At 53.3% G+C, this 22,971-nt stretch carries 24 protein-coding genes and 1 tRNA gene; 9 read left to right on the top strand and 16 right to left on the bottom strand.

Going from position 1 to position 22,971, the window contains the following annotated elements:
* Positions 1-9: 9 nt before the first annotated feature.
* Positions 10-864: a YicC/YloC family endoribonuclease gene (locus BMX00_RS10465; RefSeq protein ID WP_090828971.1), complete on the bottom strand. Its 855-nt coding sequence runs from the start codon at positions 862-864 to the stop codon at positions 10-12.
* Between the two features lie 198 nt (positions 865-1,062).
* Between BMX00_RS10465 and rph the strand changes: the two genes are divergently transcribed.
* The 3 genes from rph to hemW all read left to right on the top strand — a co-directional run bounded on the left by rph (position 1,063) and on the right by hemW (position 3,712).
* Positions 1,063-1,782, top strand: a complete 720-nt coding sequence (rph, locus tag BMX00_RS10460; protein ID WP_090828970.1) for a ribonuclease PH — start codon at positions 1,063-1,065, stop codon at positions 1,780-1,782.
* A 10-nt stretch (positions 1,783-1,792) separates the two neighbouring features.
* Positions 1,793-2,386: an RdgB/HAM1 family non-canonical purine NTP pyrophosphatase gene (gene rdgB, locus BMX00_RS10455; RefSeq protein WP_090828969.1), complete on the top strand. Its 594-nt coding sequence runs from the start codon at positions 1,793-1,795 to the stop codon at positions 2,384-2,386.
* A 96-nt stretch (positions 2,387-2,482) separates the two neighbouring features.
* Positions 2,483-3,712 (top strand): radical SAM family heme chaperone HemW, encoded by a 1,230-nt coding sequence (gene hemW / locus BMX00_RS10450; protein WP_090828968.1) that lies wholly within the window; start codon positions 2,483-2,485, stop codon positions 3,710-3,712.
* A gap of 22 nt (positions 3,713-3,734) precedes the next feature.
* On the opposite strand, the gene trmB is transcribed toward hemW, so the two are convergent.
* The 3 genes from trmB to thiS form a co-directional block, all read right to left on the bottom strand.
* Positions 3,735-4,406 carry a tRNA (guanosine(46)-N7)-methyltransferase TrmB gene (gene trmB / locus BMX00_RS10445; protein WP_090828967.1) on the bottom strand — a complete coding sequence of 224 codons (672 nt, stop codon included), beginning with the start codon at positions 4,404-4,406 and terminating at the stop codon, positions 3,735-3,737.
* Between the two features lie 265 nt (positions 4,407-4,671).
* A complete protein-coding gene (locus tag BMX00_RS10440) occupies positions 4,672-5,487 on the bottom strand; it encodes a thiazole synthase (RefSeq protein WP_090829021.1) in 816 nt (271 codons plus the stop codon).
* A 16-nt stretch (positions 5,488-5,503) separates the two neighbouring features.
* On the bottom strand, positions 5,504-5,749 hold the full coding sequence (gene thiS / locus BMX00_RS10435) for a sulfur carrier protein ThiS (RefSeq protein WP_090828966.1): 246 nt from the start codon (positions 5,747-5,749) through the stop codon (positions 5,504-5,506).
* Positions 5,750-6,065: 316 nt separating this feature from the next.
* Between thiS and BMX00_RS10430 the strand changes: the two genes are divergently transcribed.
* From BMX00_RS10430 to BMX00_RS10420, 3 genes are all read left to right on the top strand, one after another.
* A tRNA-Gly gene (locus BMX00_RS10430) sits at positions 6,066-6,139 on the top strand.
* Between the two features lie 41 nt (positions 6,140-6,180).
* Positions 6,181-7,266 carry an A/G-specific adenine glycosylase gene (gene mutY, locus BMX00_RS10425; protein ID WP_090828965.1) on the top strand — a complete coding sequence of 362 codons (1,086 nt, stop codon included), beginning with the start codon at positions 6,181-6,183 and terminating at the stop codon, positions 7,264-7,266.
* A gap of 5 nt (positions 7,267-7,271) precedes the next feature.
* Positions 7,272-7,943, top strand: a complete 672-nt coding sequence (locus BMX00_RS10420) for a 5-formyltetrahydrofolate cyclo-ligase (protein WP_090828964.1) — start codon at positions 7,272-7,274, stop codon at positions 7,941-7,943.
* Here BMX00_RS10420 and BMX00_RS10415 read toward each other — a convergent pair.
* The 12 genes from BMX00_RS10415 to BMX00_RS10360 form a co-directional block, all read right to left on the bottom strand.
* Complete coding sequence (locus BMX00_RS10415; protein WP_090828963.1) at positions 7,892-8,506, bottom strand: flavin prenyltransferase UbiX; 615 nt, start codon at positions 8,504-8,506, stop codon at positions 7,892-7,894. The genes BMX00_RS10420 and BMX00_RS10415 overlap by 52 nt on opposite strands.
* Positions 8,507-8,521: 15 nt before the next feature.
* Positions 8,522-9,361: an RNase adapter RapZ gene (gene rapZ, locus BMX00_RS10410; RefSeq protein ID WP_090828962.1), complete on the bottom strand. Its 840-nt coding sequence runs from the start codon at positions 9,359-9,361 to the stop codon at positions 8,522-8,524.
* A 79-nt stretch (positions 9,362-9,440) separates the two neighbouring features.
* On the bottom strand, positions 9,441-10,388 hold the full coding sequence (hprK, locus tag BMX00_RS10405) for an HPr(Ser) kinase/phosphatase (RefSeq protein WP_090828961.1): 948 nt from the start codon (positions 10,386-10,388) through the stop codon (positions 9,441-9,443).
* A gap of 223 nt (positions 10,389-10,611) precedes the next feature.
* Positions 10,612-10,947 (bottom strand): ribosome hibernation-promoting factor, HPF/YfiA family, encoded by a 336-nt coding sequence (gene hpf / locus BMX00_RS10400; RefSeq protein WP_090828960.1) that lies wholly within the window; start codon positions 10,945-10,947, stop codon positions 10,612-10,614.
* 19 nt (positions 10,948-10,966) lie between these two features.
* Positions 10,967-12,439, bottom strand: a complete 1,473-nt coding sequence (locus BMX00_RS10395; protein WP_090828959.1) for an RNA polymerase factor sigma-54 — start codon at positions 12,437-12,439, stop codon at positions 10,967-10,969.
* Between the two features lie 45 nt (positions 12,440-12,484).
* The gene (lptB, locus tag BMX00_RS10390) at positions 12,485-13,207 is read right to left on the bottom strand and encodes an LPS export ABC transporter ATP-binding protein (RefSeq protein WP_090829020.1); all 723 of its coding nucleotides are present in this window, start codon (positions 13,205-13,207) and stop codon (positions 12,485-12,487) included.
* Positions 13,208-13,245: 38 nt separating this feature from the next.
* Positions 13,246-13,785 (bottom strand): lipopolysaccharide transport periplasmic protein LptA, encoded by a 540-nt coding sequence (gene lptA, locus BMX00_RS10385; protein WP_090828958.1) that lies wholly within the window; start codon positions 13,783-13,785, stop codon positions 13,246-13,248.
* A gap of 45 nt (positions 13,786-13,830) precedes the next feature.
* Positions 13,831-14,406: an LPS export ABC transporter periplasmic protein LptC gene (gene lptC / locus BMX00_RS10380; protein WP_090828957.1), complete on the bottom strand. Its 576-nt coding sequence runs from the start codon at positions 14,404-14,406 to the stop codon at positions 13,831-13,833.
* Entirely contained in the window at positions 14,403-14,927 is a 525-nt protein-coding gene (gene kdsC / locus BMX00_RS10375; RefSeq protein WP_090828956.1) for a 3-deoxy-manno-octulosonate-8-phosphatase KdsC, read from the bottom strand. Before kdsC ends, lptC begins: the two co-directional genes overlap by 4 nt.
* A 449-nt stretch (positions 14,928-15,376) precedes the next feature.
* Positions 15,377-16,321 carry a 4-hydroxy-3-methylbut-2-enyl diphosphate reductase gene (gene ispH / locus BMX00_RS10370; protein WP_090828955.1) on the bottom strand — a complete coding sequence of 315 codons (945 nt, stop codon included), beginning with the start codon at positions 16,319-16,321 and terminating at the stop codon, positions 15,377-15,379.
* 230 nt (positions 16,322-16,551) lie between these two features.
* Positions 16,552-17,526 carry a cobalamin-binding protein gene (locus tag BMX00_RS10365; protein ID WP_245728014.1) on the bottom strand — a complete coding sequence of 325 codons (975 nt, stop codon included), beginning with the start codon at positions 17,524-17,526 and terminating at the stop codon, positions 16,552-16,554.
* A gap of 187 nt (positions 17,527-17,713) precedes the next feature.
* On the bottom strand, positions 17,714-18,838 hold the full coding sequence (locus BMX00_RS10360; protein WP_090828954.1) for a 3-deoxy-7-phosphoheptulonate synthase: 1,125 nt from the start codon (positions 18,836-18,838) through the stop codon (positions 17,714-17,716).
* A gap of 189 nt (positions 18,839-19,027) precedes the next feature.
* Between BMX00_RS10360 and miaA the strand changes: the two genes are divergently transcribed.
* The 3 genes from miaA (at position 19,028) to BMX00_RS10345 (ending at position 22,859) form a co-directional block, all read left to right on the top strand.
* Positions 19,028-19,993, top strand: coding sequence for a tRNA (adenosine(37)-N6)-dimethylallyltransferase MiaA (gene miaA, locus BMX00_RS10355; protein ID WP_090828953.1), 966 nt, complete (start codon positions 19,028-19,030; stop codon positions 19,991-19,993).
* 95 nt (positions 19,994-20,088) lie between these two features.
* A complete protein-coding gene (locus tag BMX00_RS10350; protein WP_245728013.1) occupies positions 20,089-20,448 on the top strand; it encodes a BON domain-containing protein in 360 nt (119 codons plus the stop codon).
* A gap of 80 nt (positions 20,449-20,528) precedes the next feature.
* Positions 20,529-22,859, top strand: coding sequence for an acyl-CoA dehydrogenase (locus BMX00_RS10345; RefSeq protein ID WP_090828951.1), 2,331 nt, complete (start codon positions 20,529-20,531; stop codon positions 22,857-22,859).
* Positions 22,860-22,971: the final 112 nt, after the last annotated feature.

Here is a 22,971-nt window from a genome sequence, read left to right as displayed (position 1 = left end):
AGTAATATATTACTCAATATTCTGCACCTGCTCCCGCATCTGCTCGATCAGCACCTTGAGTTCCACGGAAGTTTTCGACACTTCCGCATCCACGGATTTCGCCGCCAGGGTGTTGGCTTCGCGATTGAGCTCTTGCATCAAGAAATCCAGGCGCTTGCCGATGGCGCCGCCCTTGAACAAAAATCGTTCCACCTCTTCCAGGTGCGCTCTCAGGCGGGACAGCTCCTCGTCCACATCGATCTTGCTGGCAAATAGCGATAACTCCAGCCGGATCCGGTCATCATCGCAATTTATCATGGCTTCGTGAAGCCGCAGCTTGAGCTTTTCCTGAAACACCGCAAGCAACGCGGGAATACGCGGGGCCACTTCCTCTGTGAGTCGGCGCATCCTTCCGAGGCGTTCCAATAGTATGGCCCTGAGTTTTTCCCCCTCGCGGGCGCGAGCCGCCGCGAAGTCGTCCAGGGCAGCGCGCAGCAATTCGATGCAAGGTTCGTTCAGATTCTCCGCGGGAAAGGAGTTGGCGCCGAGTATTCCCGGCCAGCGAAGAATATCCGCTACCTCCAAACCCCGAGCATTGGGCAGCGCTGATCGGACGGTGCGATCCAGTTCCAACAATTTTTGGAGCAGATCCGAGTTGATAAGCTGGAGATCCTCAGTGCCTCCAACCCTGGAAAAATTTACGCGGCAATCGACTTTTCCGCGATTCAGCCGTGAAGCCAGAAATTCCCGCATCGCGGCCTCCAGCGAACGGAGTTCGTCTGGCAGGCGAAATTGGATGTCAAGGTAGCGGTTATTGACCGAGCGCAGCTCCAGATTGAGCGAACCGTACGGCAACTCCCGGGTAACCACGGCGTAGCCGGTCATGCTGTAGATCGTGGTTAACTTATCCACTGACCAGTCCTCAATACGTTAAAATATCGGCGATTATGCCACAGCGCATAGGCATCCCGGCGCGCCTCCGGCTGATTGCAGCGTAAATCTTGTGGTTACCCGCGCCGGAGGCGCACCAGAGCCAAAACACAGCCAATTACCCATCATTAATGAAAAGGTTGATCACGTTCAATGCGCCCCAGTCACCGCACCCCCGCTCAACTCCGCCCTGTAGAAATTATCCGGCACTACACCAAATATGCAGAGGGTGCTGTGCTCATCGCATGCGGTGATACCAGGATATTGTGTACTGCCAGTGTGGACGAGAACGTGCCTCCGTTTCTCCGCGGCAAAGGGCAGGGCTGGCTTACCGCGGAGTACGGTATGCTCCCGCGCTCCACTGGGGAACGGATGAAGCGGGAAGCAGCAAATGGCAAGCAATCGGGACGTACCATGGAAATCCAGCGCCTGATCGGGCGTGCGTTGCGCTCCGTAGTGGACCTGACAAAGCTGGGGGAACGTACTATCCAGATTGACTGCGATGTGATTCAGGCCGACGGCGGCACCCGTACGGCCAGCATTACCGGCGCTTTTGTCGCATTGCACGATGCGGTAGACAACCTGTTGCGCCGGCAGGTGATATCGGCAACGCCCATATTTTCACATGTCGCGGCGGTCTCGGTAGGCATTTTTGAGGGGATACCAGTGCTTGATCTTGATTACCTGGAGGATTCCAGCTGCGATACCGACATGAACGTCGTCATGACTGGCGATCTTGGCATGGTTGAGATGCAGGGAACCGCCGAAGGCGCTCCGTTCAGCCGCGAGAATCTCGACGCCATGGTCGATCTGGCACAGCAGGGAATACGGGAACTGATCCAGATCCAGAAAAAAGCGCTGGCGGCCGGATAGGGCGCAAAAAATGCAGAAACTTGTCATTGCGAGCAGTAACGCGGGCAAATTGCGAGAAATCGGCCATTTGCTGACGCCCTTGGGAATCGAAGCCGTTCCACAAGCCGTATTCAATATAACCGAAGCCGACGAACCGCACTGCACGTTTATTGAAAACGCCCTCGCTAAAGCACGCCATGCCTGCAAGCACACTGGCCTTCCATCTCTGGCTGATGATTCCGGCATTTGCGTGAATGCGTTGAATGGTAATCCGGGTGTCTTATCGGCGCGCTATGCGGGAGAACCCAAGTCCGACGAGCGAAACAACCGTAAACTGGTTGACGCAGTAAGAGACCAGCCCGACCGCACGGCTCATTATTATTGCGTGATAGTGCTGGTGCGCCATGCCCAGGACCCGCAGCCCATCATCGCCGACGGATCCTGGCACGGCGAGATCATTCTGGAGCCGCGCGGGGAAGGAGGATTTGGTTACGATCCTTATTTTTTCCTGTCTGGTTTGGGAAAGACCGCGGCGGAACTTCCGATGGAGCAGAAAAATCAAATCAGCCACCGAGGAAAAGCGCTGGCGCGGCTGGTCGAAAGCATCAGGGAAGAAATTTCTTAATGGCTTGGCGTGAGCGTCCTCTTAACGCAAACCTGGCAATTTTCGTATAGCTGAAGCGGCGTCTTTTCCGATTAAAAGCTACCGCTCGGCCCAGTCATGACAACAATCATTTCGCCCGCATCCATATCCGGCGGTCAATCATCGAGGCTGAAATCGCTGCCTCCGCTGAGCCTCTATGTTCATATTCCGTGGTGCATCAGAAAATGCCCTTATTGCGATTTCAATTCGCATGAGGTTCGCGGTCAGGTTTCCGATTTGCCGGAGAGTGAATATGTAGCGGCACTCATGCGCGACCTCGAGGCAGCACTGCCTCGGGTCTGGGGGCGCAAAGTAGTTAGCGTTTTTTTTGGGGGCGGCACCCCCAGCCTGTTGAGCGCCCAATCCATCGACACCATCCTTTCGGCCGTACGCGCTTTGCTGCCGTTGGAACTTCTTGCAGAGGTGACGCTGGAAGCTAATCCGGGGACGTTCGAAGCACAAAAATTCGCCGATTTCCGTGCGGCGGGAATCAACCGTTTATCCATCGGTATCCAGAGCTTCAACCCCAGGCATCTGCAATCGCTGGGTCGGATACATGACGCCGATGATGCATATCGAGCGGTGGAAATCGCCCGAAAGAATTTCGACAACGTGAATCTCGATCTGATGTATGCGCTGCCAAATCAAACTCCTGAAGAGGCACGCAGCGATATCGAGACCGCAGTCACATGTGGAGTCGCGCATATCTCAGCTTATCAGCTGACCCTTGAGCCGAACACATTGTTTCACCGTTATCCTCCGCCACTGCCTGATGATGATTCAGCTGCGGAAATGCAGATAATGATTGAGCAAACACTCGCGAACGCCGGCTACATCAACTATGAAACCTCGGCATTTGCGCAAGCGGGGCGACAATCACGCCACAACATGAACTATTGGCTATTTGGCGACTATCTGGGCATCGGCGCGGGAGCGCATAGCAAGATAAGCTTCCCCGATAAAATCATCCGCCAGATCCGCTATAAACAGCCAAAAGAGTACCTTGCCAAAACAGCGCCGGGGATGGTCGCTGCCGAGCCCCCTCTCATGGAACAACATGAAGTGGCGCGCAGCGATCGGGCATTTGAATTCATGATGAATGCGCTGCGTCTTACGGAAGGCTTTACAACTGAGACGTTCGTGGAACGTACTGGCCTGCCCATCACCACCATTCAGCGCGAGCTGGACGAGGCTGAGCGACGCGGCCTCATAGAGCGCGATTATCGACGCGTCGCGCCCACCTTTACTGGCAGGCGCTTCCTGAATGATCTGTTGCAGATATTTCTTCCAGAGAAGAGCAAGGCATAACAAGGCGTAAAGGCCGTTCGGTTTATTTTTTTCGAAAGATCAGGTCCCATACGCCATGCCCTAACCGCAAACCGCGCTGTTCGAACTTGGTCGAAGGACGGTATTCCGGTCGTGGCGCAAAATCCGCAGCAGTATTGGTCAGGTGCGGCTCATTGCTCAATACGCCCAGTATTTGCTCCGCGTAATCTTTCCAGTCCGTCGCGGCGTGGATATAACCGCCATGCTTCAGGTGGCGACAGAGCAGCTCGATGAACTCGGGCTGTATCAGTCGGCGTTTGTGATGGCGCGTCTTGGGCCATGGATCGGGGAAAAAGATATGCACGCCATCCAGACACTCGGCTGGCAGCATATATTGCAGCACTTCCACAACATCATGCTGTATAACGCGCACATTTGTTAATCCAAGCTCATCGATCTGTTTAAGCAGGCTTCCCACCCCAGGCGTGTGAACTTCAACAGCGATATAGTTATGCTCCGGATGCTCCCTGGCGATCTCAGCGGTCGTTTCACCCATGCCGGAGCCGATCTCGAGAAATATGGACGCACTCCTCCTGAAGATGCTATTCAGATCAAGCAGTTCTTCTTTGAAGGAAATGCCATATTTCGGCATTAGCAACGCATGGGCGCGGTGCTGGGCGTTGGAGACCCGGCCTTGACGAAGGACAAAGCTGCGGATGGGACGATGCTCTGCCATTTAACTTAAATCCGGCAGCTGGACAGAGTGAAGTGCGCGGTTTTTGAGGTGCAGGACAAGGTGCAGCGAAACGGAATGGTCATTCCCATTCCAAGAAGGTGCAACGCAGCCATGTGTCGGGAATATAGTTCAATCCGCCCTGTAGCGAACTCACCAAAAAGGTAAAGGTCAGGTAATGCAAAAAGTCTTTGCGGATCATGGATTAAACTGAAAATAAGCGGCCAACTGCGGGATTTAGTTTAACGCACCTAGAAAAAAACCGTGATTAGGAAGCTTTGTGCCCGTCTTTGTGCGTATTGCTGCTGGCAATAATCCCGCTGACCGGCGAACTGGGGCTGGCACTATAAAGTTTTTTTGCCATGCGTCCGGCCAGATAAGCTTCACGGCCGGCCTCGACCGCTTTTTTCATGGCCGAAGCCATCAATACCGGGTTTTGCGCGGCGGCAATGGCAGTGTTCATCAATACTCCATCGCAGCCCAGCTCCATGGCGATGGCCGCATCCGAAGCCGTGCCGACACCTGCATCCACAATCACCGGAACGGTGGCGTTCTCGATGATGATCTGCAGATTCCATGGATTCAGGATTCCCATGCCCGAGCCGATCAGTGAAGCCAGGGGCATTATTGCGACGCAGCCGATTTCTTCCAGCTGCCGAGCCAGGATAGGATCATCCGAAGTGTAAACCATCACCTGAAAATCTTCCTTTACCAGGATTTCAGCGGCCTTGATGGTTTCAACCATGTTCGGATAGAGGGTCCTTGGATCCCCCAGAACCTCCAGCTTTACCAGGCTGTGGCCATCCAGCAATTCACGCGCAAGGCGCAAGGTCCGCACCGCATCCTCCACCGTATAACAACCGGCTGTGTTGGGTAACAATGTATAACGCGAAAGCGGCAGCACATCCAGCAGGTTAGGCTCATCGGGATTCTGGCCGAGATTGGTGCGGCGGATTGCCACTGTGATGATCTCCGCACCGCTGGTATCAACCGCAGCGCGAGTCTCGGCAAAATCTTTGTATTTTCCGGTGCCAACCAGAAGCCGGGAAGAATAAGCCTTGCCGGCAATGATCAGATTATCCAAATAGCTTATCCTCTGCTTACCCGCCGCCAACAGCTACCACGATTTCAATCCGGTCGCCATCTGCCAGAATTGGCTGGTCGAATTTGCTGCGCGGGACGATTTCGCCATTGCGCTCGACCGCAATACGCTTTCCCTGCAATGCCATGTGTTCCAGCAACTGCGCGACGGTCAACTTTGCATTGTTTGAATCCTGAGTTTTCCCCTCTGCTAGATTTGAGAAGGGAAAATGCTGGGGTTGACCATTAACGATGAGCTGTGTCATTTAACGAGCCGCCCTGAAGCGAATGCACGCGTATAACGGTCCTTTAATGAACCTGGGTAAAAAATCGGTTCGATAAAAATGTTCATACAGGGGATTATACGGTGGTGCGATTTTATAGTCGACAATGAGGAACACACGCTCTTATCATCCTGGTTTTGTATTTGGGAGACTTTAAGTGGTGTTACATTGGCGGTACGCGGTCTTCGGCCACGCTGCATGCCTTTCCACCCATAGCCGCGTCCTTCCCACTCAGCCTCTGTGGCAACACTAACAAGGCCATTTCCATCGTATAATCTCGCTGTAATCTGGCTGCATGGCGGGTGTAGCTCAATGGCAGAGCAGAAGCTTCCCAAGCTTACGACGAGGGTTCGATTCCCTTCACCCGCTCCACCTTTCCCCATCATAAAAGGCAGAAAAGCGTCCGGGCGAGCATGAGTTCATTTGCGGAGAAAATGATCCGCTGGCAAGAGAGTTACGGACGTCATCATCTGCCGTGGCAGAACATACGCGATCCGTATGTCATTTGGGTGTCCGAAGTCATGTTGCAGCAGACTCAGGTGACTACAGTTATCCCGTACTACCTTCGCTTTCTGCAACGTTTCCCCGATCTCAACAGCTTGGCCTCGGCCTCGCTTGACGAAGTGCTGGCGCAATGGAGCGGCCTGGGATATTACAGCCGTGGAAGAAACCTGCATCGGACAGCGCAGCTTATCGTCAGAGACCACCAAGGCATATTTCCAGAAAAGGTCGAAGTAATTTGCCAGCTTCCAGGCGTCGGCCGCTCGACTGCCGCGGCGATCGCCGTGTTTGCTTATGGGGCGCGTTGCGCGATACTGGACGGCAACGTCAAGCGAATTCTTGCGCGCTGCTTTGGGATCGAAAGGTATCCCGGAGAAAGAAAAATAGAAGCATTACTATGGCAAAAAGCACAGGAACTGCTGCCTGAGCAAGGCGAAAAGGACGTCAATGGTGGAATTGAAGCTTATACTCAGGCCCTGATGGATCTTGGCGCAACCGTTTGCACGCGCATCAAGCCTAAATGCGCGATATGTCCGTTGCAATCGGATTGCACCGCCTTTCGAAATGATGCGGTGGGCAGATTGCCCGCTCCCAAGCCCAGGAAACCAATGCCCGAAAGGGAAACCGTTCTGTTGATGCTCATGGCGCAAGGAAAAATCCTGCTGGAAAAGCGCCCGGCCAGAGGCATCTGGGGTGGCCTGTGGTGCCTGCCTGAAATGCCCGTAAGCGAAAACGCAATCGAATATTGCGCCCGGCACTTCGGCATGGAAGTTCAGCCGTTACCGCCGCGCATACCGTCTTTTGTTCATATTTTTACCCACTTCAGACTTCGAATTCATCCGCATCCTCTGCAATTGAATTTATCTTCATCCGCTACAACAGGAGATCACATTGGGGTAGAGCGCATGTGGACAACACTCGCCGATGCGTTGACAGTAGCCATTCCGGCGCCGGTGGCCAAACTGCTCAATATGGCTGTTGCCTCGCGGAACGCTTGAAAGGCATGGATAATTGGAAGGAATGGCGGAAACAGCAACGTGCAGAGCTGATGGCCCTGAGGGAGACTATTACCGAAAACGATCATCGTTGCTGGAGTTCGGCGATTACGGAATCGCTCAAGCAGGGCTTCCCAGTTTTGCATAGCCGAGCGGTAGGGTTTTGTTGGCCTCACCGGGGAGAATATGATCCCCTTCCCTTGATGGATTTTATCCATGAGCGCGGCGCGATACTTGCGTTGCCTGAAGTCGTGAATCGGCATGAACCGCTGCGCTTTCGCAAATGGTGGCGTGAAGCGCCAATGAAAAATGGCGCTTACAATATCCCCGTTCCAGACAATACGGATTCGGTAGCGGTTGGCGCGGTGGTCATACCGATGATTGGATTTGATAAGCGGGGCTTTCGGCTGGGATATGGCAGTGGTTACTTCGACCGTACCCTGGTTGCAATAAAGCCCCGTCCGCTGACAATTGGAGTAGCGTTCGAAATTTTGCGGCTGGATAACTTACATCCTCAACCTCACGATATCCCTATGGACTTTATCGTGACGGAGGTTGGGATCCATTGCGTTACAGCAGCCGGACTGGAGCTCATCTCCGCCGAGGCCTGCACGGAATTACTGAAAAATCAGGGTTCTGCGCCCCAGCGGGGCATGAGGGAATGCACGACGCCAAGATGATCGAGTATACGCGCCACGATGAAATCCACCAGGTCCTGCACATTCCCGGGGTGATGATAAAAACCGGGGTTTGCAGGCAAAATAATGGCTCCGCTGCGTGCAAGTTTTAGCATATTTTCGAGGTGAATTGCGGAAAACGGCGTTTCGCGAGGGACCAGGATAAGTTTGCGATTTTCCTTCAGCATCACGTCGGCTGAACGCTCGATTAGCTTTTCACTCAGGCCTGCAGCAATTGCGGCAAGCGTCCCCATCGTGCAGGGGCATACTACCATCGCATCCGCAGGGTTGGAACCCGAAGCCACCGGGGCAAACCATTCCTCCCGACCGAATACGCGCAGCTGTCCTTCAGCGGCATTAAAGCGGCGACTGAACAGTTCCTCGGCTTCTTTAGCGCGGGATGGCAATACAAGTTGCATTTCCTGGTGTGCGACAATTTGCGCCGCTTGTGAATACAGTAGATAAACCCTATGGCCGGAAGCCAGCAATGATTCGAGCAGGCGCAGGCCGTAGGGCATGCCTGATGCACCAGTATAAGCAAGTGTAATTGTTTTTGATGTGTTCATAAGTGGCTCGACCGATCAGGCATCCAGTTCCCGATGGCGCAGCAGAACCTGATTCTCTTTCCGGAAGTGTTGTGCCAGTCTCTCCACAAAATATACCGAACGGTGGCGTCCACCGGTACAGCCAATTGCCACGGTCAAATAATTGCGATTGTCGCGAATGAAACACGGCAACCAATCATCAAGAAACCTCTTGATATCGCCCAGCATTCGATTGACATCGGCATTGGCATCGAGATAGTCGATCACCGCCTGATCTTTTCCCGTAAGAGGTCGCAGCAGTGCTTCGTAGTGGGGATTGGGAAGGCAGCGAACATCGAACACCATATCGGCATCCAGCGGAATCCCGTGTTTGAAGCCAAAGGACTGGAACAGGAGTGTCAGGTGTGCATGGTTGAGCCCGACAAAATCTCTGATCCATGCCCGAAGCGAATTGGCGCTCAAGTCGCTCGTGTCGATGCGATTCGCGAGATCGTGAATTTCGCGCAGCATTTCGCGCTCCAACTGTATGCATTCCGGCAAGGTCATGCGATTGTCGCTAAGCGGATGGCGACGACGCGTTTCTGAAAAACGCTTTACCAGCGTATCTGTTTTGGTTTCCAGGAATAACAGGTGTACATCCATTCCCTGCAGACGCAAATCAGCCAATTGTTGCGGCAAAAGGTGCAAGGTTTCGCGGCTGCGAGCATCAATGCTGACGGCCATGCGCTGATGGCCGGACTGGTTTAAATAAACTGTGACCTCTCGCAACAGGATTGCCGGAAGGTTGTCGACGCAATAGTAGCCGCTATCCTCCAGAACGGTGAGCGCGATGGTCTTGCCGGAGCCGGAGAGACCGCTGATGACGATCAGTTGCATGTGCTTCCTGAATTTGGGGATGGGTGAGTCCTGGGGAGACTCGCGTCGCAGTTCAATAACGCAACTGACTTTTCATTTTTTATTCGTTCTGGCCGTTTTCCATCTCTTGCTGGTGCCGTGCGAGAAACTCCTTTGCGCTGTCAATACCGCGTAACTGCAATACATAGTTACGTACCGCCGCTTCGACCAGCACCGCCAGGTTCCGCCCCGCCGCGACCGGGATGATTACCTTTCGAATATTCACATCTAGAATATTTTCGGTGACATCATTGATCGGCAACCGTTCTAAGGAATTAAAATCAGTACTGCTAGGTTTTTGCAGATGCACGATCAGCTTCATATTTTTCTTCCGTCGCACTGCCGTCTCACCGAAGATGGTACGAATGTTGAGCATTCCCAATCCGCGAACTTCAAGAAAGTCACGCAGCATGGAAGGGCAGCGCCCTTCCAGGGTTTCGGGCGCGATGCGGTAAAGCTCTACTACATCATCGGCAACCAGCCCGTGGCCACGGCTCACCAGTTCAAGCGCCAGCTCGCTCTTCCCAACGCCGCTTTCCCCCGTGATCATCACCCCCATTCCAAGAACGTCCAGCAACACACCATGCTTGCTGGTGAATGGAGCCAGCGCACGTCCCAGATAGAGGCGTAATAGCCAAATCACCTCCAGGCTGGACTGTGGGGAGCAAAACAGCGGGGTATGACAGGAATCCGCAACCGCCCGAATCGACGCCGGTACCGGGGCACCGCCCGTCACAATGATGCACAGCAGGTTGCTTTCGGCAAGCCGCTGCATGTTTCGCTGGAGGGAGACCTGGTCCAGCTGGTTGAGATAATTGACTTCAGTATCGCTCAGTACCTGAATCCAGTTAGGATGGATGAAATTGAGGTGGCCTATAATCCCTTGTGTTGAGTGGGCAACCGCATCATCATCAAGGCATTTGCCACCACCATCCCTGCCCGCCTCCCAGGTCAGACACAACTTCTGTTTCTTGTCATCAAATAACTGGGCGACGGTGAGACGGGACATTCGAATGGATCGCCTTCTGCATGTTTGTAAAACGGCGGCGGCTTGCCGCCCTTTCATTTAAAGCCGGACCTACCGTCCGAGTCAGCCCCGTTGATGAACGACTTCCGGACAACTCTGTTGTCCCGGTGATTCTCAATCAAGATGAAAAAACGAGCTGCCAACCAAGCTGATGATATTGAAAATGGCAACGGCGCTGCCGAACCCCGGGTTTGTGTAAATTTGACTAAGCCTGTTCCGCTTCCTGATCCTTTGGCCCACCATTAGTGTGATTGCGATAATCCGTACTTTTTTCCTTGCACCTGAGTATCTGGCGATCAAGCTTGTCCACCAGGTTATCTATGGAGGCATACATGTTAACGCTTTCGGTTTCGACGAAAATGTCCTTGCCCCGCAGGTGTACGTTGGCCTCAGCCTTTTGCCTGAGCTTTTCTACCGACAGGATCACGCTAACATCAATAACATTATCGAAATGGCGTGTAATCCTGGTCAGCTTCGACATGACATAATCGCGCATTGCAGGGGTGATTTCGACGTGATGACCGGTGAGATTGAGATTCATTAGACCTCCTGGGCTTGGGTTAAAAAGATTTGCGAAGGTTAACGGGCGGAATTTGGATGGATTCTCGATATTTTGCCACAGTACGGCGGGCGACCATAATGCCCTGCTGACCCAGAATCTCCGATATCTGACTATCGCTCAGCGGTTTCTTCGAATTTTCGGCATTTATCATTTGCTTGATCAGAGCCCGAATCGCAGTGGCGGAACAGGCACCGCCGGTATCGGTCGCTACATGACTACCGAAAAAATACTTTAGCTCGAATATGCCACGGGAGGTTCGCATGAATTTCTGCGTCGTGACGCGAGAAATGGTGGATTCATGCAACTCAAGGGTATCCGCAATCTCACGCAATACCATCGGGCGCATAGCCACCGCACCGTGTTCGAAAAATTGCTGCTGGCGCTCGACAACGGCAGAAGACACTTTGAGAATAGTGCTGAACCGCTGGTGCACATTCTTGATAAGCCATTTGGCTTCATGTAATTGGCTGGCTAAACGCCGTGAGGAATCGTCATGGCAGCGTTTCAGAATTTCGGCGTACAAGCGGTTGATCTTGAGGCGCGGCATTGCCTCCGGATTAAGGTGGGCTACCCACGCGCCGCCGATCTTTACCACGATGACGTCGGGTATGATGTAGCGGGCGACCGTAGAGCTGAACGCGGTGCCAGGCCTCGGATTCAGGTGGGTGATCATATACTGGATAGCACGCAGACATTCGTCGTCGCAATGCAACTGCCTTTTAATAGCGCAAAAATCCCGCGCCGCAAGACTTTCCAAGTGATTGGACACCAGGAGCAATGCCGGCTCGCGATAGGGCGTATCGTCCGGCAAAGCGCTCAATTGCATAACCAGGCATTCCCTCAAGTTGCGGGCGCCGACTCCGGGAGGATCCAAGTGCTGCAGGTGTTCGAGGGCGACGTGCAGATCGTCGATGTCTATCCCAAGCTCGGGCGGTAATAAATCGGCAAGCTCGTCCAGATCCTGCGCAAGATATCCATCATCATCCAGGCAGTCGATCAGTAAACCAACAATTCGCCTGTCGCGTTCGGGAATCTGGCTAAGGCAGAGCTGCGAATTAAGATGGTCTCGTAGACTGGGCGGCTCTGCCGCCTGCTGCGAAAAATCACGCTCATCCTCGTCATCCCGCGTACCGCGAGATGTACCTTCTTCCCGGAACCAGTCTGGTTCATCATTCGCATTTTTTTTAATGTCGGAATCAACATCAATTGCAAGCGAGTTCCCCGCTTCGTCCGAAATCCCCAGAGGATCCGCGGATAAGGATTCTAACCGGTTGTCGACCGGGTTATTCCGATAATCGGCGGTGTCATTTACCGATATATCGTCGAGTTCCAGAAGGGGATTTTCCTGTGCTATGCGTTCGATTTCCTGGTTCAGCTCGACAGTAGAAAGCTGCAGCAACCGTATGGATTGTTGCAGTTGAGGAGTAAGCGTCAAATGCTGCGACAGCTTGAACTGCAGAGTAGGCTTCATAATTTGGAAAACAGCGATGAACCCGGAGCGCTGATTAAACCCTGTTCACAACCGAAAATGTTCTCCCAGATATACTTTTCGCACATCTTCATTATAAATGATTTCAGCGGGAGTACCGTTGGCCAGCACTGTGCCGTCGTTAATAATGTAAGCATGATCGCAAATGCCCAGTGTCTCCCTTACGTTATGGTCGGTAATGAGCACGCCGATCTCCCGTTCTCTGAGGAAATGAATGATTTTCTGTATATCCAGGACAGCAATAGGATCAACACCTGCAAAAGGCTCGTCCAGGAGAATAAAACGCGGTTCAGTAGCCAACGCCCGGGCAATTTCCACACGTCGACGCTCACCACCCGACAAGCTAATGGCTGGATTGGTGCGTATATGCGTGATATGTAGATCATGCAGCAGATTATCAAGGTGCTCCTGCATTTCGCCACGTGAGTAGTTTTTTAACTCCAGTACCGCACGAATATTGTCAGCGACGGATAGCCGCCTGAAAATGGAAGCCTCCTGAGGCAGATAACTTAACCCCAGGCGCGCACGCTGGTGCATCGGCATCTGGCTCAAGTCACGCTCATCCAGGCATATGTTGCCGCTATCCAGCGGCACCAGCCCTACCATCATGTAAAAGCAGGTGGTTTTGCCAGCACCGTTGGGGCCGAGCAGACCGACAACCTCGCCGCTGGCGACAGCCAGCGACACGTCCTTCACCACGGTCCGTGATTTATAGCTTTTTTTTAAGTTATCGGCTTTAAACTCGCTCATTTTTTTTCGTAAACCGAATGAACCGAATGACATTCATCTCATCGACTCTCGGCGTTCGGATTCTGCTCCTTCTTTTTTGGCTGAATGACGGCCCGGACCCTCCCTTCGGACCGGGCTTGCGGAGCGGTTTGATTATTGCCCCCAATCACCTGGAAAAACTCATTAATCGCATCGTAGGAAATATAATCCCCGTATACCTCGTCCTGACCCCGCCTCAGTTTTGCCTTCTTGAAAAGCTCCACTTTGTCGGCTTTGCTGTCATATTCCATGCGTTCGCTCCAGCCCTCGACATACTCATCCTTGCCGTCACGCTTCTGCCGAAAACTGGCGAGATTGCCAAAGGCCGTCGCATGCTGGAACCCGTTGGTATCTTCCTTCACTGTCATCTTATCCGCCCGTATAATCAGTGTCCCTTGAGTGAGCACTACGTTACCGGTGAACGTGGCAAGCTTGTTGGCATCCTGCACGGTTGCACGGTCAGCCTCCAGATGGACTGGCTGATCGCGGTCTGCTTTTTCGGCCAGAACGGATCCTGTGAAGAGCATGCCAATGAGAAATATGATCAGGGCCTGTTTCATATATGTATGACAAACGAAAAATTGGAGCGTGATGCTGCGTGATGCTTAGCGTTTCTTGTTATGAAGAACTTTTACCTGTGACAATAACTGGGTAACATTGCTGCGGTTGTTCATTTCCATGCCAACGGCCCTTATAACCGCATAAGGCTCGGTAATCACCACTGGCTTATCGGTTTTCGCAATATCATCTTTTGGTACGAGATGCAGCAAGCTGGTAGTCAAGCTTGTTTCCGCGCGGCCTTTGCCCGCATTCCGCAATAACATGACGTTACCGGTCAGATAAATGTTTTCGTTGTTGCTGGATAATTTCGCGTGGTCAGATGTTATTTGCACAGCAGGCTTGCCGGGCTCAGTTTCAATGAAATAGGGTTGCTCCAGGTCAGTCGTATCATCATCCGGGTAATGCACCATTCTCTTCGCCAGGAGCATATGGCGGGCAATCCCATCACTGTCCATCTCAACACTTGAGAAGTTTTCAGCCACATAATCGGGCATGCGGCCCAGGCCGCCTTCCTGCGATGGGGAGGGCGTACGTAATGACGGGTTCAGCCAGAAGGGCGCCGCCAATACCAGCAGCGCGAGCAAGACGAGAGGAAACGTGATAATCAGTCGGCGGATCATTTAAGGTACATCGCCAATTGAGGCTCCAGTGTGTCCTGCGCCTCCATAATCATCTCGCAAATTTCACGCGCCGCACCGCGCCCGCCCCCCAGATGTGTAACATAATGCGCGTGCTTTTTTACTAGAGCAGGCGCTGCAGGCACGCAGATGGCAAGGCCGCAGCGTAACATCACCGGCAAATCTATCAGATCGTCACCTACGTATGCGCAGGACGAAGCGTCCAGCTTCTGTTCGCTCAACAACGCTTCGAATGCAGGCAACTTATTCTTCGCGCCCTGGTAGACGAGCGTAATGCCCAGGTCTATCGCCTTCAAATCCACACAGCGCGATTCCCTGCCGGTGATTAAAGCCACCTTGACCCCGCTGGCCTTTAGCATTTTTATGCCATGCCCATCAAGGCTGTTGAACGCTTTGATCTCCTCTCCGCCATCGGTGAGATATAGGCTTCCGTCCGTGAGCACGCCGTCCACGTCGAAGATCACCAAACGAATCTTTCTGGCCTTTTCCAGGATATGTTGCATGAGTATTAATGTGTCATAAACTTATAATGTTTTATGCCTGACGCAAAATGGAAGCCGCATCATCAACGCGCGATCGTTGCTCAACCCTCTTTACGGTAGCGGTTAAAAACTCTGAATGCTCCCCGTAGCGCTCAAGTACAGCTGAGGCTTGACAGCCGAGTTCCAGCTTGTTTGACAGATGAGTTATCAACCTTGATCGCCACACGGCAAAACAAAGGCTGAACCGTGCCCTGATAAATGGCAGTGTCAAGAAGATGGAAGAAGGAAGCGTTCAGCTCAATTGCCCATGCAGTTGCCAGCGAGTTCTCAACCAGGCACTCTGCGGGATATTTGTTCAGAGTTCCTTCACGCTAATGCGGTTGCGTTCAATGTCCTCGGAGGTAGACTGCAAGAAACACAGTCGATAGAGGTTACAGATGTATGGCGCAACTCTGGATATTTTTCTACGGTCAATTTTTGGGCAATGGAAATACTACCGATTCAACCACGCCACTGAGTTCTTCCACCATTACTTCTCTTCCGGCTTGCCCGGCGCCTATCTGCCTGAGGCGTGATATGACTTCCTGTACCAGCACTTCGGGAGCGGACGCTCCGGCCGTGATACCGATCCTGTCTTTGCCCTCCAGCCAGACTTCCTGCAATTGCTCAGCCCGGTCAATCATGTAAGCATCCACCCCGGCGTTTCTTGCCACTTCACATAACCGGTTGGAGTTCGAGCTATTGGGTGAACCCACTACGATGACCAGATCGCACTGCTTCACCATCATTTTGACAGCGTCCTGGCGATTTTGTGTGGCATAACAGATGTCGTCCTTTTTCGGACCGGTAATTTTGGGGAAGCGTTTTTTCAGTGCCTTTATCACACGTGTTGCGTCATCCACGGATAAAGTCGTTTGGGTGACGTAGGCCAGATGAGTAGGATCCTTGACCTTCAAATTCTCCACATCCTCTTCTGTTTCGACCAGATACATCGCCGGACCATCCCCTTCAGCCTGCCCCATGGTGCCTTCCACCTCCGGGTGCCCCGCGTGGCCAATCATGATAATTTCCCTTCCCTGCTCCCGCATTTTCGCCACTTCGATATGAACCTTCGTCACCAGGGGGCAAGTGGCATCGAATACCTTGAACTGTTGCGCCTCGGCTTCTCGTCTCACCTCGTGGGAAACACCATGAGCACTAAAGATCAGAATACTTCCAACGGGCACCTCATCGAGATTTTCGACAAATACGGCCCCTTTTTTTTCCAGATTCTCCACCACGAAGCGGTTATGCACGACCTCGTGGCGTACGTAAATGGGCGCGCCATGCATGCTCAGCGCTCGCTCAACAATTTCAATGGCGCGATCCACGCCGGCGCAAAAACCTCGGGGATTTGCAAGCAACACCTTGATCATTGGTCGTTCTCCATAAAAACTGTTATTTAGTAACGGCATTGTTCACTCAAAGCATTCAATTATTAACGGATCCCCTGTGGCAAATTCGCGGATGGAAGCATAGCCCCGGGTAAAAGCCAAGGTAAAAATGGATAAACCGCCATTTTAGAGCATCCTTTTCCTCAAGAGAACTTTTCTTTCAAATTGTTACAGCGCGCATGAGTGTTCGCTGTGCGTGTCCTCCGAGGGCATCACCCATCCCCCTGCGCTCCTAGCGTCAAACGGGCACTCTCCAACTGCGCGCAGACTATTTTCGCGGCCTGGATCACGCGCGCTGTCTGGCGGTGCATGAGATCGGGGTGCACGAAATACAAATTGTTGCGCCTTATCGCGCTGATGTGCGAAAAGCGGCCCAACAGGGCCTTCACTTCGCTTTCAGAAAATTCCTGCGACATACTGCTGATGATGACCTGGGGATCGGCTTCGAGCAAATTTTCCACGGATACGAGTGGAGTTAAAGAGGGCGCGGACCCAAATATGTTGACACCACCACATAGCTCGAGAATATCGCTGATGACATGATTGCCATTTACAGTCATAAGCGGCTGATGCCAAATTAACTGAAAAACTCTGATCTTCGAATGACTGCCATAGCTGCGCCTGATTTGATGTAGCGTCTCTTCGAAAGCGCCCGCAGTCGATTCAGCTTGTGTTGACGTGCCCGCCAGCTGGCCAGCAATGCGCAGCAACCGTGGAATGTCGTTCAGCCTGGCTGCCTCGATAGCAAAAACAGCCAACCCCAGCTTTTCAAGTTTTTCAATATCCGAGATGGCGTTTCCGCTACGCCAGGCAATAACCAGGTCTGGCCTCAAAGCGACAATTCGCTCCAGATCGAGATTGGATGCATCCCCAATGTTTGGAATGGAGCGGGCGGCCTCCGGATAATCACTGTATCGGCTGACCCCCACAAGTTTGCTGCCAGCCCCCGCCTCGAACACCAGTTCAGTGATACTGGGTGAAAGCGACACGATACGCGAGGCGTGCCGGTTTAACCGGATGTTGCGCCCGCGATCATCCATCAGCACGAGCGGCAGGGTTTGTGTTGAAGCTGGCGACGACACTTGTCCGGCAATACTGGCGGAGCCGGCAGCCCCAACGGGGGCGTAAAAGGAAACCCAGAGCGATAGCATTAATACGAGCAGAGGCCCTAAAATGCGGAGCTGCATTTTAGTCGGGTTACAGGGTACAGAGGAGCCAGAGAGATCACAAAATTGTTGGCAAGGGCCAGAGAGAGCGGAGGAATAGTAGAAGTCACAGAAGTCGTACCGGCCTCAGCCGAGGTGTACAAAACTTTCTGAAGCAAGCGCTCACAAGTTTGCTTTGAGCGAGCGTATGGGGATTGAGGGTTCCGAATCAGGCTATGGTTTCCTGGTAACGTCCAGCCAGGGCCACACGTTGTTCGTAGGATTCCCTTGCTATGCGAACGTCTTCCAGAAAAAGCGGCAGTTCCCTGATCAGCAGGGCCTGAGGTCCATCCACAAGCGCTTTGCCAGGCACCGGATGAAAATCCACCAGTATCATGTTGGCGCCAGCGATCACCCCTTGGGCAGTCGCGTTCACGATATCCAGGATTCCCTCAGGAGAAGCAGCGCGCATGCCGACAGAATGAGAAGGATCTATACAAACCGGCATGCGGGTCAGACGTTTGACCACCGGGACATGGGCAAAATCCACAAAATTGCGGTGAGGATCCGCCATGTTGGTCTTCATGCCGCGTAATCCGAATACGACTTTGCGGTTGCCCTCCGAAGCCAGATATTCGGCAGCGTTGAGCGACTCGTCCAAGGTAATGCCGAAGCCGCGCTTGAGCAGTACCGGAAAGTCCTGCTGACGCCCAACGATTTTCAGCAGTTCGAAATTTTGCGTGTTGCGCGTGCCGATTTGCAGCATAACCCCGGTAGAGTTGCCCGTCCGGTAAAGCGCCTCGCAAATTTCTTCCACGTGCGATTCATGGGTGATTTCCATGGCAATCACCTTGATGCCATATTTCCCCGCCAGCTCGAACACGTAGGGCAAGCAAGCTTTGCCATGGCCCTGAAAAGAATAAGGACTGGTGCGCGGCTTATAAGCGCCCATGCGCGTGCATACCTGCCCATTGTCGCGCAGTGCCTGCATCATGAGCTCGACATGCTCCAGCGTATCCACGGCACAAAGACCGGCAAACACATTTAGCGTATCCTGACCGAAGCGTACACCGTTATAATCAAAATGGGTGGGCCTGTGGTCGTTCTTGTGCCTTCCGAGAACCCGATACTCTTCCGAAATCCTGACCACATGCTCGACGCACGGCAAACTTTGCATATCCTCGATGGGTAACGCCTTGGTATTGCCGATCAAATACACCTCAGTAAGCGTCTGCTCACTGCCGACTTCGGTATGAATACGCGTGGAAATGCCGGGCAGATTGGCAAGATGCGCCATTAACTGCTTGTATTCGGCACTATCAGATCCCGTAGCCGGGTTCAGGACGAGAATCATGAAATGGATCGGTCTCGGAAAACTGGCGCGCGGAAGACGCCAAGGCTGTGGAAGACTTTAATTCTAACCGAAAAAACCGATCCTTGCCATTCGATCGAATATGGCGTTTAATGCTTTTGAAGGAAGGCCTCAACAATAGCGGCCCATGGCCATGCGATCAAATAAGTCAACTGCACGCCTCGTTCATGCATGACAGAGCGACGTCCCCAACCCCGAGATAAGAAAACCGAGTCCTATCCGCCCGCCATTTTTCTAATGGGGCCTACAGCTAGCGGAAAGAGCGGTGTTGCGCTGGAAATTGCCAGGGACTTGCCCGTGGAAATTGTCAGCGTGGATTCAGCCCAGGTCTACCGGCACATGGATATCGGCACGGCGAAGCCGGATGCGCAAACCAGGGCGGCATTGCCCCATCACCTTATTGATCTACGCGAACCGCACGAGCGCTACTCCGCTGCAGAGTTTGTCGGCGATGCGCTTGCCGCAATGCGAAAAATAACGGAGCGCGGCAATACCCCGCTGTTGACGGGCGGGACCATGCTCTATTTTCGCGCACTGTTGGAAGGTCTGTCTGAACTGCCTTCTGCAGACCATGGCTTGCGCAGCGAAATTGAAACCAAAGCCAAAAAAATCGGCTGGCCCGCGATGCATAATGAACTGCTACGACTTGACGCCGCCAGCGCGGCGCGCATTCACCCCACCGATAGCCAGAGAATCCAGCGCGCCCTGGAAGTCTGCTATATCACCGGCAAGCCCATGTCGGAGATTTTCAAAACGCCCAGGGTCTCCGGCCTTCCCTACCGTATTGCTCACATCGCCCTGATTCCCACCGATCGCAAATTATTGCATCACCGCATCGCACGACGCTTTGAGGAAATGCTCAAGCTGGGATTGATCGACGAAGTCCGTGCAATCCGTGATAAATTTCCATTAAGCAACACAAGCCCTTCGATGCGCTGCGTCGGTTATAAACAGGTATGCATGTATCTGAGCGACCAGGTCGATGCGACGGAAATGCGGGAAATGGCTCTTGCCGCCACACGGCAATTGGCGAAGCGCCAGCTTACCTGGTTGCGTTCCATGAAAGGATCAATTGAATTCGATTGCCTGGACGATAACCTGCCGGAACAAGTGCTGAGGTATCTAAAAAATTTCTGAACTGGTCCAGATCGGTTCGATAGGCGCAGGATATATTTGCTTGTCGATGCTCAACTCGTTTGTCATTTTTTTATCAACTCTGGTTGGGAAACATCATGAACGGAAAATACAAATCTATAGTTTTGACAGTAATGCTCGTCGGCGTTCTCTGTGTTGCCGGCTGTACAAAACATGAGGATAAGGTGCATGAATCGTGGAAAACTCCTGAGCCAAAGGCGCAAGTAGACGATAATACGCTCGCCGATACCCTGAGATCGGCGGTGCGGGCGGACCCGGAAGTCAAAAATGCGGATGTAAAGATCGAGGCACACAATGGCGAGTTTATGCTAAGCGGTACAGTGAATAGCCAGGCTCAGATGGATCGCGTGATGATGCTCGCCTGGATGGCTGAAGGTGTTCAAAAGGTGCACAATAAGATGAGCCTGAGCGGTGCGGCCGCGCCGACGGCTAAATAATCGTTCCGCACGCCTTGCGCATGCTTCCGTTCCATGGAAAAAGCGATGGAATTAATGCAAACTGACGCAGGAATATTATCTTGATCTCTTCTCTGCTGACGATACTGGTTCTGGTTCTCGGCGTTGTCCTTTTCGTCCCGCCAGTGCGGCGCGCTGTTGTTTCAAACCGTCTGCTTAAAGTCTTCCGCAGGATCCTGCCCCAGGTTTCGCAAACCGAACAGGAAGCGCTGGAAGCGGGTACTGTCTGGTGGGAAGGGGATTTGTTCAGTGGCAGGCCGAATTGGAACAAGCTGCTGGCTTATCCAAAACCGAAACTGACCGCGGAAGAAAAAGCCTTTCTCGCCGGCCCGGTTGAGGAGTTATGCGCCATGCTGGACGAATGGCGCATCACGCGCGAGCTGCACGATCTGCCCCCCGATGTCTGGCAGTTCATCAAGGACAACGGTTTCTTCGGCATGATCATCCCCAAGCAATACGGTGGCCGTGGTTTTTCAGCGCTGGCACATTCCGAAGTGGTCATGAAAATCAGCTCGCGTAGCGGCACTGCGGCGGTATCGGTGATGGTTCCGAACTCGCTGGGGCCAGCAGAATTGCTGCTGCAGTATGGAACGGAAGAGCAAAAGAACCATTACCTGCCGCGCCTGGCAAAAGGGCTGGAAATACCCTGTTTTGCATTGACCGGGCCGGACGCGGGATCGGACGCGGGCTCTATTCCTGATTCAGGCGTCGTATGCTATGGCGAATTCAACGGCGATCCGCACGTGCTGGGGATGCGTATCACCTGGGAAAAGCGCTATATCACCCTGGGGCCTGTCGCGACACTCCTGGGGCTCGCGTTCAGGTTACATGACCCGGACGGACTACTGGGCAGCAAGGAAGACCTCGGCATCACCCTGGCTCTGATCCCCACCAATACGCCCGGCATCAGCATTGGCCGCCGCCATTTTCCGCTCGATGCGGCGTTTCAGAATGGCCCCAACTCCGGAAAAGACGTATTCATCCCGATGGAATGGGTGATCGGGGAGCGTGAAGGGGTGGGTTGCGGCTGGCGCATGCTGATGAATTGCCTAGCCGCTGGACGCTCAATTTCGCTGCCCGCCACGAGCACTGGCGGAGCCAAGCTGGCGGCACGCACGAGCGGTGCATATGGCAGGGTACGTGTTCAATTCAAGACACCGATTGGACGCTTCGAAGGAGTGGAAGAAGCGCTGGCCCGTATCGGGGGAAATACTTATATGATGGATGCGGCACGGGTCATGACGGCCGGTGCGGTAGATATGGGCGAGAAGCCCTCAGTCATCTCGGCCATCGTCAAATATCATCTCACCGAACGCGGACGCCAGGCGATCAACGACGCGATGGATGTGCATGGCGGCAAGGGTATCTGCATGGGGCCCAGCAACTACCTCGGACGCAATTATCAGCATATTCCCGTGAGTATCACGGTCGAGGGTGCGAACATTCTTACGCGTAACATGATTATTTTCGGTCAGGGCGCAATACGCTGCCATCCTTATGTACTGAAGGAAATTCAGTCAGCGAACGACGGCAATTCCACATGGGCTTCAAGGCAATTCGACCAGGCATTGATACGCCATGTAGCGTTTACGGTCGGCAACGGTACGCGGTCGCTATTGCATGGACTGACCGGCGCGTCGCTTGCGAGCGCTCCCGGCAGCGTCGGCCCTGAAACGCAACGTTATTATAGTCAACTGACGCGCTTTTCCGCGGCGTTCGCTTTTCTCGCGGATATTTCAATGCTGGTTTTGGGCGGTTCGCTGAAGCGAAAGGAAAGGTTATCCGCCCGCCTTGGCGATATTCTCAGCATGCTCTATTTATGCTCGGCGGCACTGAAACGCTTCAAGGATGACGGACGTCCCGTGGCAGATGCGCCGCTGCTTCACTGGTCGATTCAGGATGCGCTTTATCGCATGCAAGAGGCATTCGATGGCTTGCTGGATAATTTCCCCGTCCGCGCTGCATTGAGGGGGCTCCTGCGTTTTCTGATATTTCCCTTGGGAAAGCCATTTTCACCACCATCGGATGAGATCGGCCACAACGTGGCAACATTGATGCTGACGCCCGGAGAAGCGCGTGATCGCCTGACTGCCGGTATTTATATGCCGGCGTCCCCTGATGAGCCGCTCAATGTCCTGGAACAAGCGCTGCAGTGCGCAATGGTAAGCGAAACAGTGGAGGCCAAACTGCGCGCGGCGGTGAAAACAGGCCAGATAAACGCTCAGGCTGACGATAAAATTGCGGAGGCTCTCAAGCAAAGAGTCATCACCAACGGCGAATTGGAGCTCATGGGAAAAATGAAATCGCTGCGCCGCCGCGTCATCATGGTAGACGATTTTCCTTCGGATTTCGGCAGTGCATCGGATAGAACGCAACCAGCCGCCCAAAGCTGAGCGGGGGGAGAAGGTGCGGACAACGCATGAACTACAGGCCATGAAAGTCTCCGAATAAGCTCTTGAGCCTGAACGCGCCGCTTATCCATGGATTTTCAAGTCAATAATAACA

It is taken from the genome of Nitrosovibrio tenuis (genome assembly GCF_900109785.1).
In the GTDB taxonomy this organism is placed as follows: Bacteria; Pseudomonadota; Gammaproteobacteria; order Burkholderiales; family Nitrosomonadaceae; genus Nitrosospira; species Nitrosospira tenuis_A.
Note: the sequence above shows the minus strand (reverse complement) of the source record. Positions and strands in the feature narration are given on the sequence as shown.

What these genes read in the sequence shown, in the direction of transcription:
- BMX00_RS10465 (WP_090828971.1), bottom strand. Translation starts at nt 864, where the DNA reads ATGACCGGCTACGCCGTGGTTACCCGGGAGTTGCCGTACGGTTCGCTC.
- rph (WP_090828970.1), top strand. Translation starts at nt 1,063, where the DNA reads ATGCGCCCCAGTCACCGCACCCCCGCTCAACTCCGCCCTGTAGAAATT.
- rdgB (WP_090828969.1), top strand. Translation starts at nt 1,793, where the DNA reads ATGCAGAAACTTGTCATTGCGAGCAGTAACGCGGGCAAATTGCGAGAA.
- hemW (WP_090828968.1), top strand. Translation starts at nt 2,483, where the DNA reads ATGACAACAATCATTTCGCCCGCATCCATATCCGGCGGTCAATCATCG.
- trmB (WP_090828967.1), bottom strand. Translation starts at nt 4,406, where the DNA reads ATGGCAGAGCATCGTCCCATCCGCAGCTTTGTCCTTCGTCAAGGCCGG.
- thiS (WP_090828966.1), bottom strand. Translation starts at nt 5,749, where the DNA reads ATGACACAGCTCATCGTTAATGGTCAACCCCAGCATTTTCCCTTCTCA.
- mutY (WP_090828965.1), top strand. Translation starts at nt 6,181, where the DNA reads ATGAGTTCATTTGCGGAGAAAATGATCCGCTGGCAAGAGAGTTACGGA.
- BMX00_RS10420 (WP_090828964.1), top strand. Translation starts at nt 7,272, where the DNA reads ATGGATAATTGGAAGGAATGGCGGAAACAGCAACGTGCAGAGCTGATG.
- BMX00_RS10415 (WP_090828963.1), bottom strand. Translation starts at nt 8,506, where the DNA reads ATGAACACATCAAAAACAATTACACTTGCTTATACTGGTGCATCAGGC.
- rapZ (WP_090828962.1), bottom strand. Translation starts at nt 9,361, where the DNA reads ATGCAACTGATCGTCATCAGCGGTCTCTCCGGCTCCGGCAAGACCATC.
- hprK (WP_090828961.1), bottom strand. Translation starts at nt 10,388, where the DNA reads ATGTCCCGTCTCACCGTCGCCCAGTTATTTGATGACAAGAAACAGAAG.
- hpf (WP_090828960.1), bottom strand. Translation starts at nt 10,947, where the DNA reads ATGAATCTCAATCTCACCGGTCATCACGTCGAAATCACCCCTGCAATG.
- BMX00_RS10395 (WP_090828959.1), bottom strand. Translation starts at nt 12,439, where the DNA reads ATGAAGCCTACTCTGCAGTTCAAGCTGTCGCAGCATTTGACGCTTACT.
- lptB (WP_090829020.1), bottom strand. Translation starts at nt 13,207, where the DNA reads ATGAGCGAGTTTAAAGCCGATAACTTAAAAAAAAGCTATAAATCACGG.
- lptA (WP_090828958.1), bottom strand. Translation starts at nt 13,785, where the DNA reads ATGAAACAGGCCCTGATCATATTTCTCATTGGCATGCTCTTCACAGGA.
- lptC (WP_090828957.1), bottom strand. Translation starts at nt 14,406, where the DNA reads ATGATCCGCCGACTGATTATCACGTTTCCTCTCGTCTTGCTCGCGCTG.
- kdsC (WP_090828956.1), bottom strand. Translation starts at nt 14,927, where the DNA reads ATGCAACATATCCTGGAAAAGGCCAGAAAGATTCGTTTGGTGATCTTC.
- ispH (WP_090828955.1), bottom strand. Translation starts at nt 16,321, where the DNA reads ATGATCAAGGTGTTGCTTGCAAATCCCCGAGGTTTTTGCGCCGGCGTG.
- BMX00_RS10365 (WP_245728014.1), bottom strand. Translation starts at nt 17,526, where the DNA reads ATGCAGCTCCGCATTTTAGGGCCTCTGCTCGTATTAATGCTATCGCTC.
- BMX00_RS10360 (WP_090828954.1), bottom strand. Translation starts at nt 18,838, where the DNA reads ATGATTCTCGTCCTGAACCCGGCTACGGGATCTGATAGTGCCGAATAC.
- miaA (WP_090828953.1), top strand. Translation starts at nt 19,028, where the DNA reads ATGACAGAGCGACGTCCCCAACCCCGAGATAAGAAAACCGAGTCCTAT.
- BMX00_RS10350 (WP_245728013.1), top strand. Translation starts at nt 20,089, where the DNA reads ATGAACGGAAAATACAAATCTATAGTTTTGACAGTAATGCTCGTCGGC.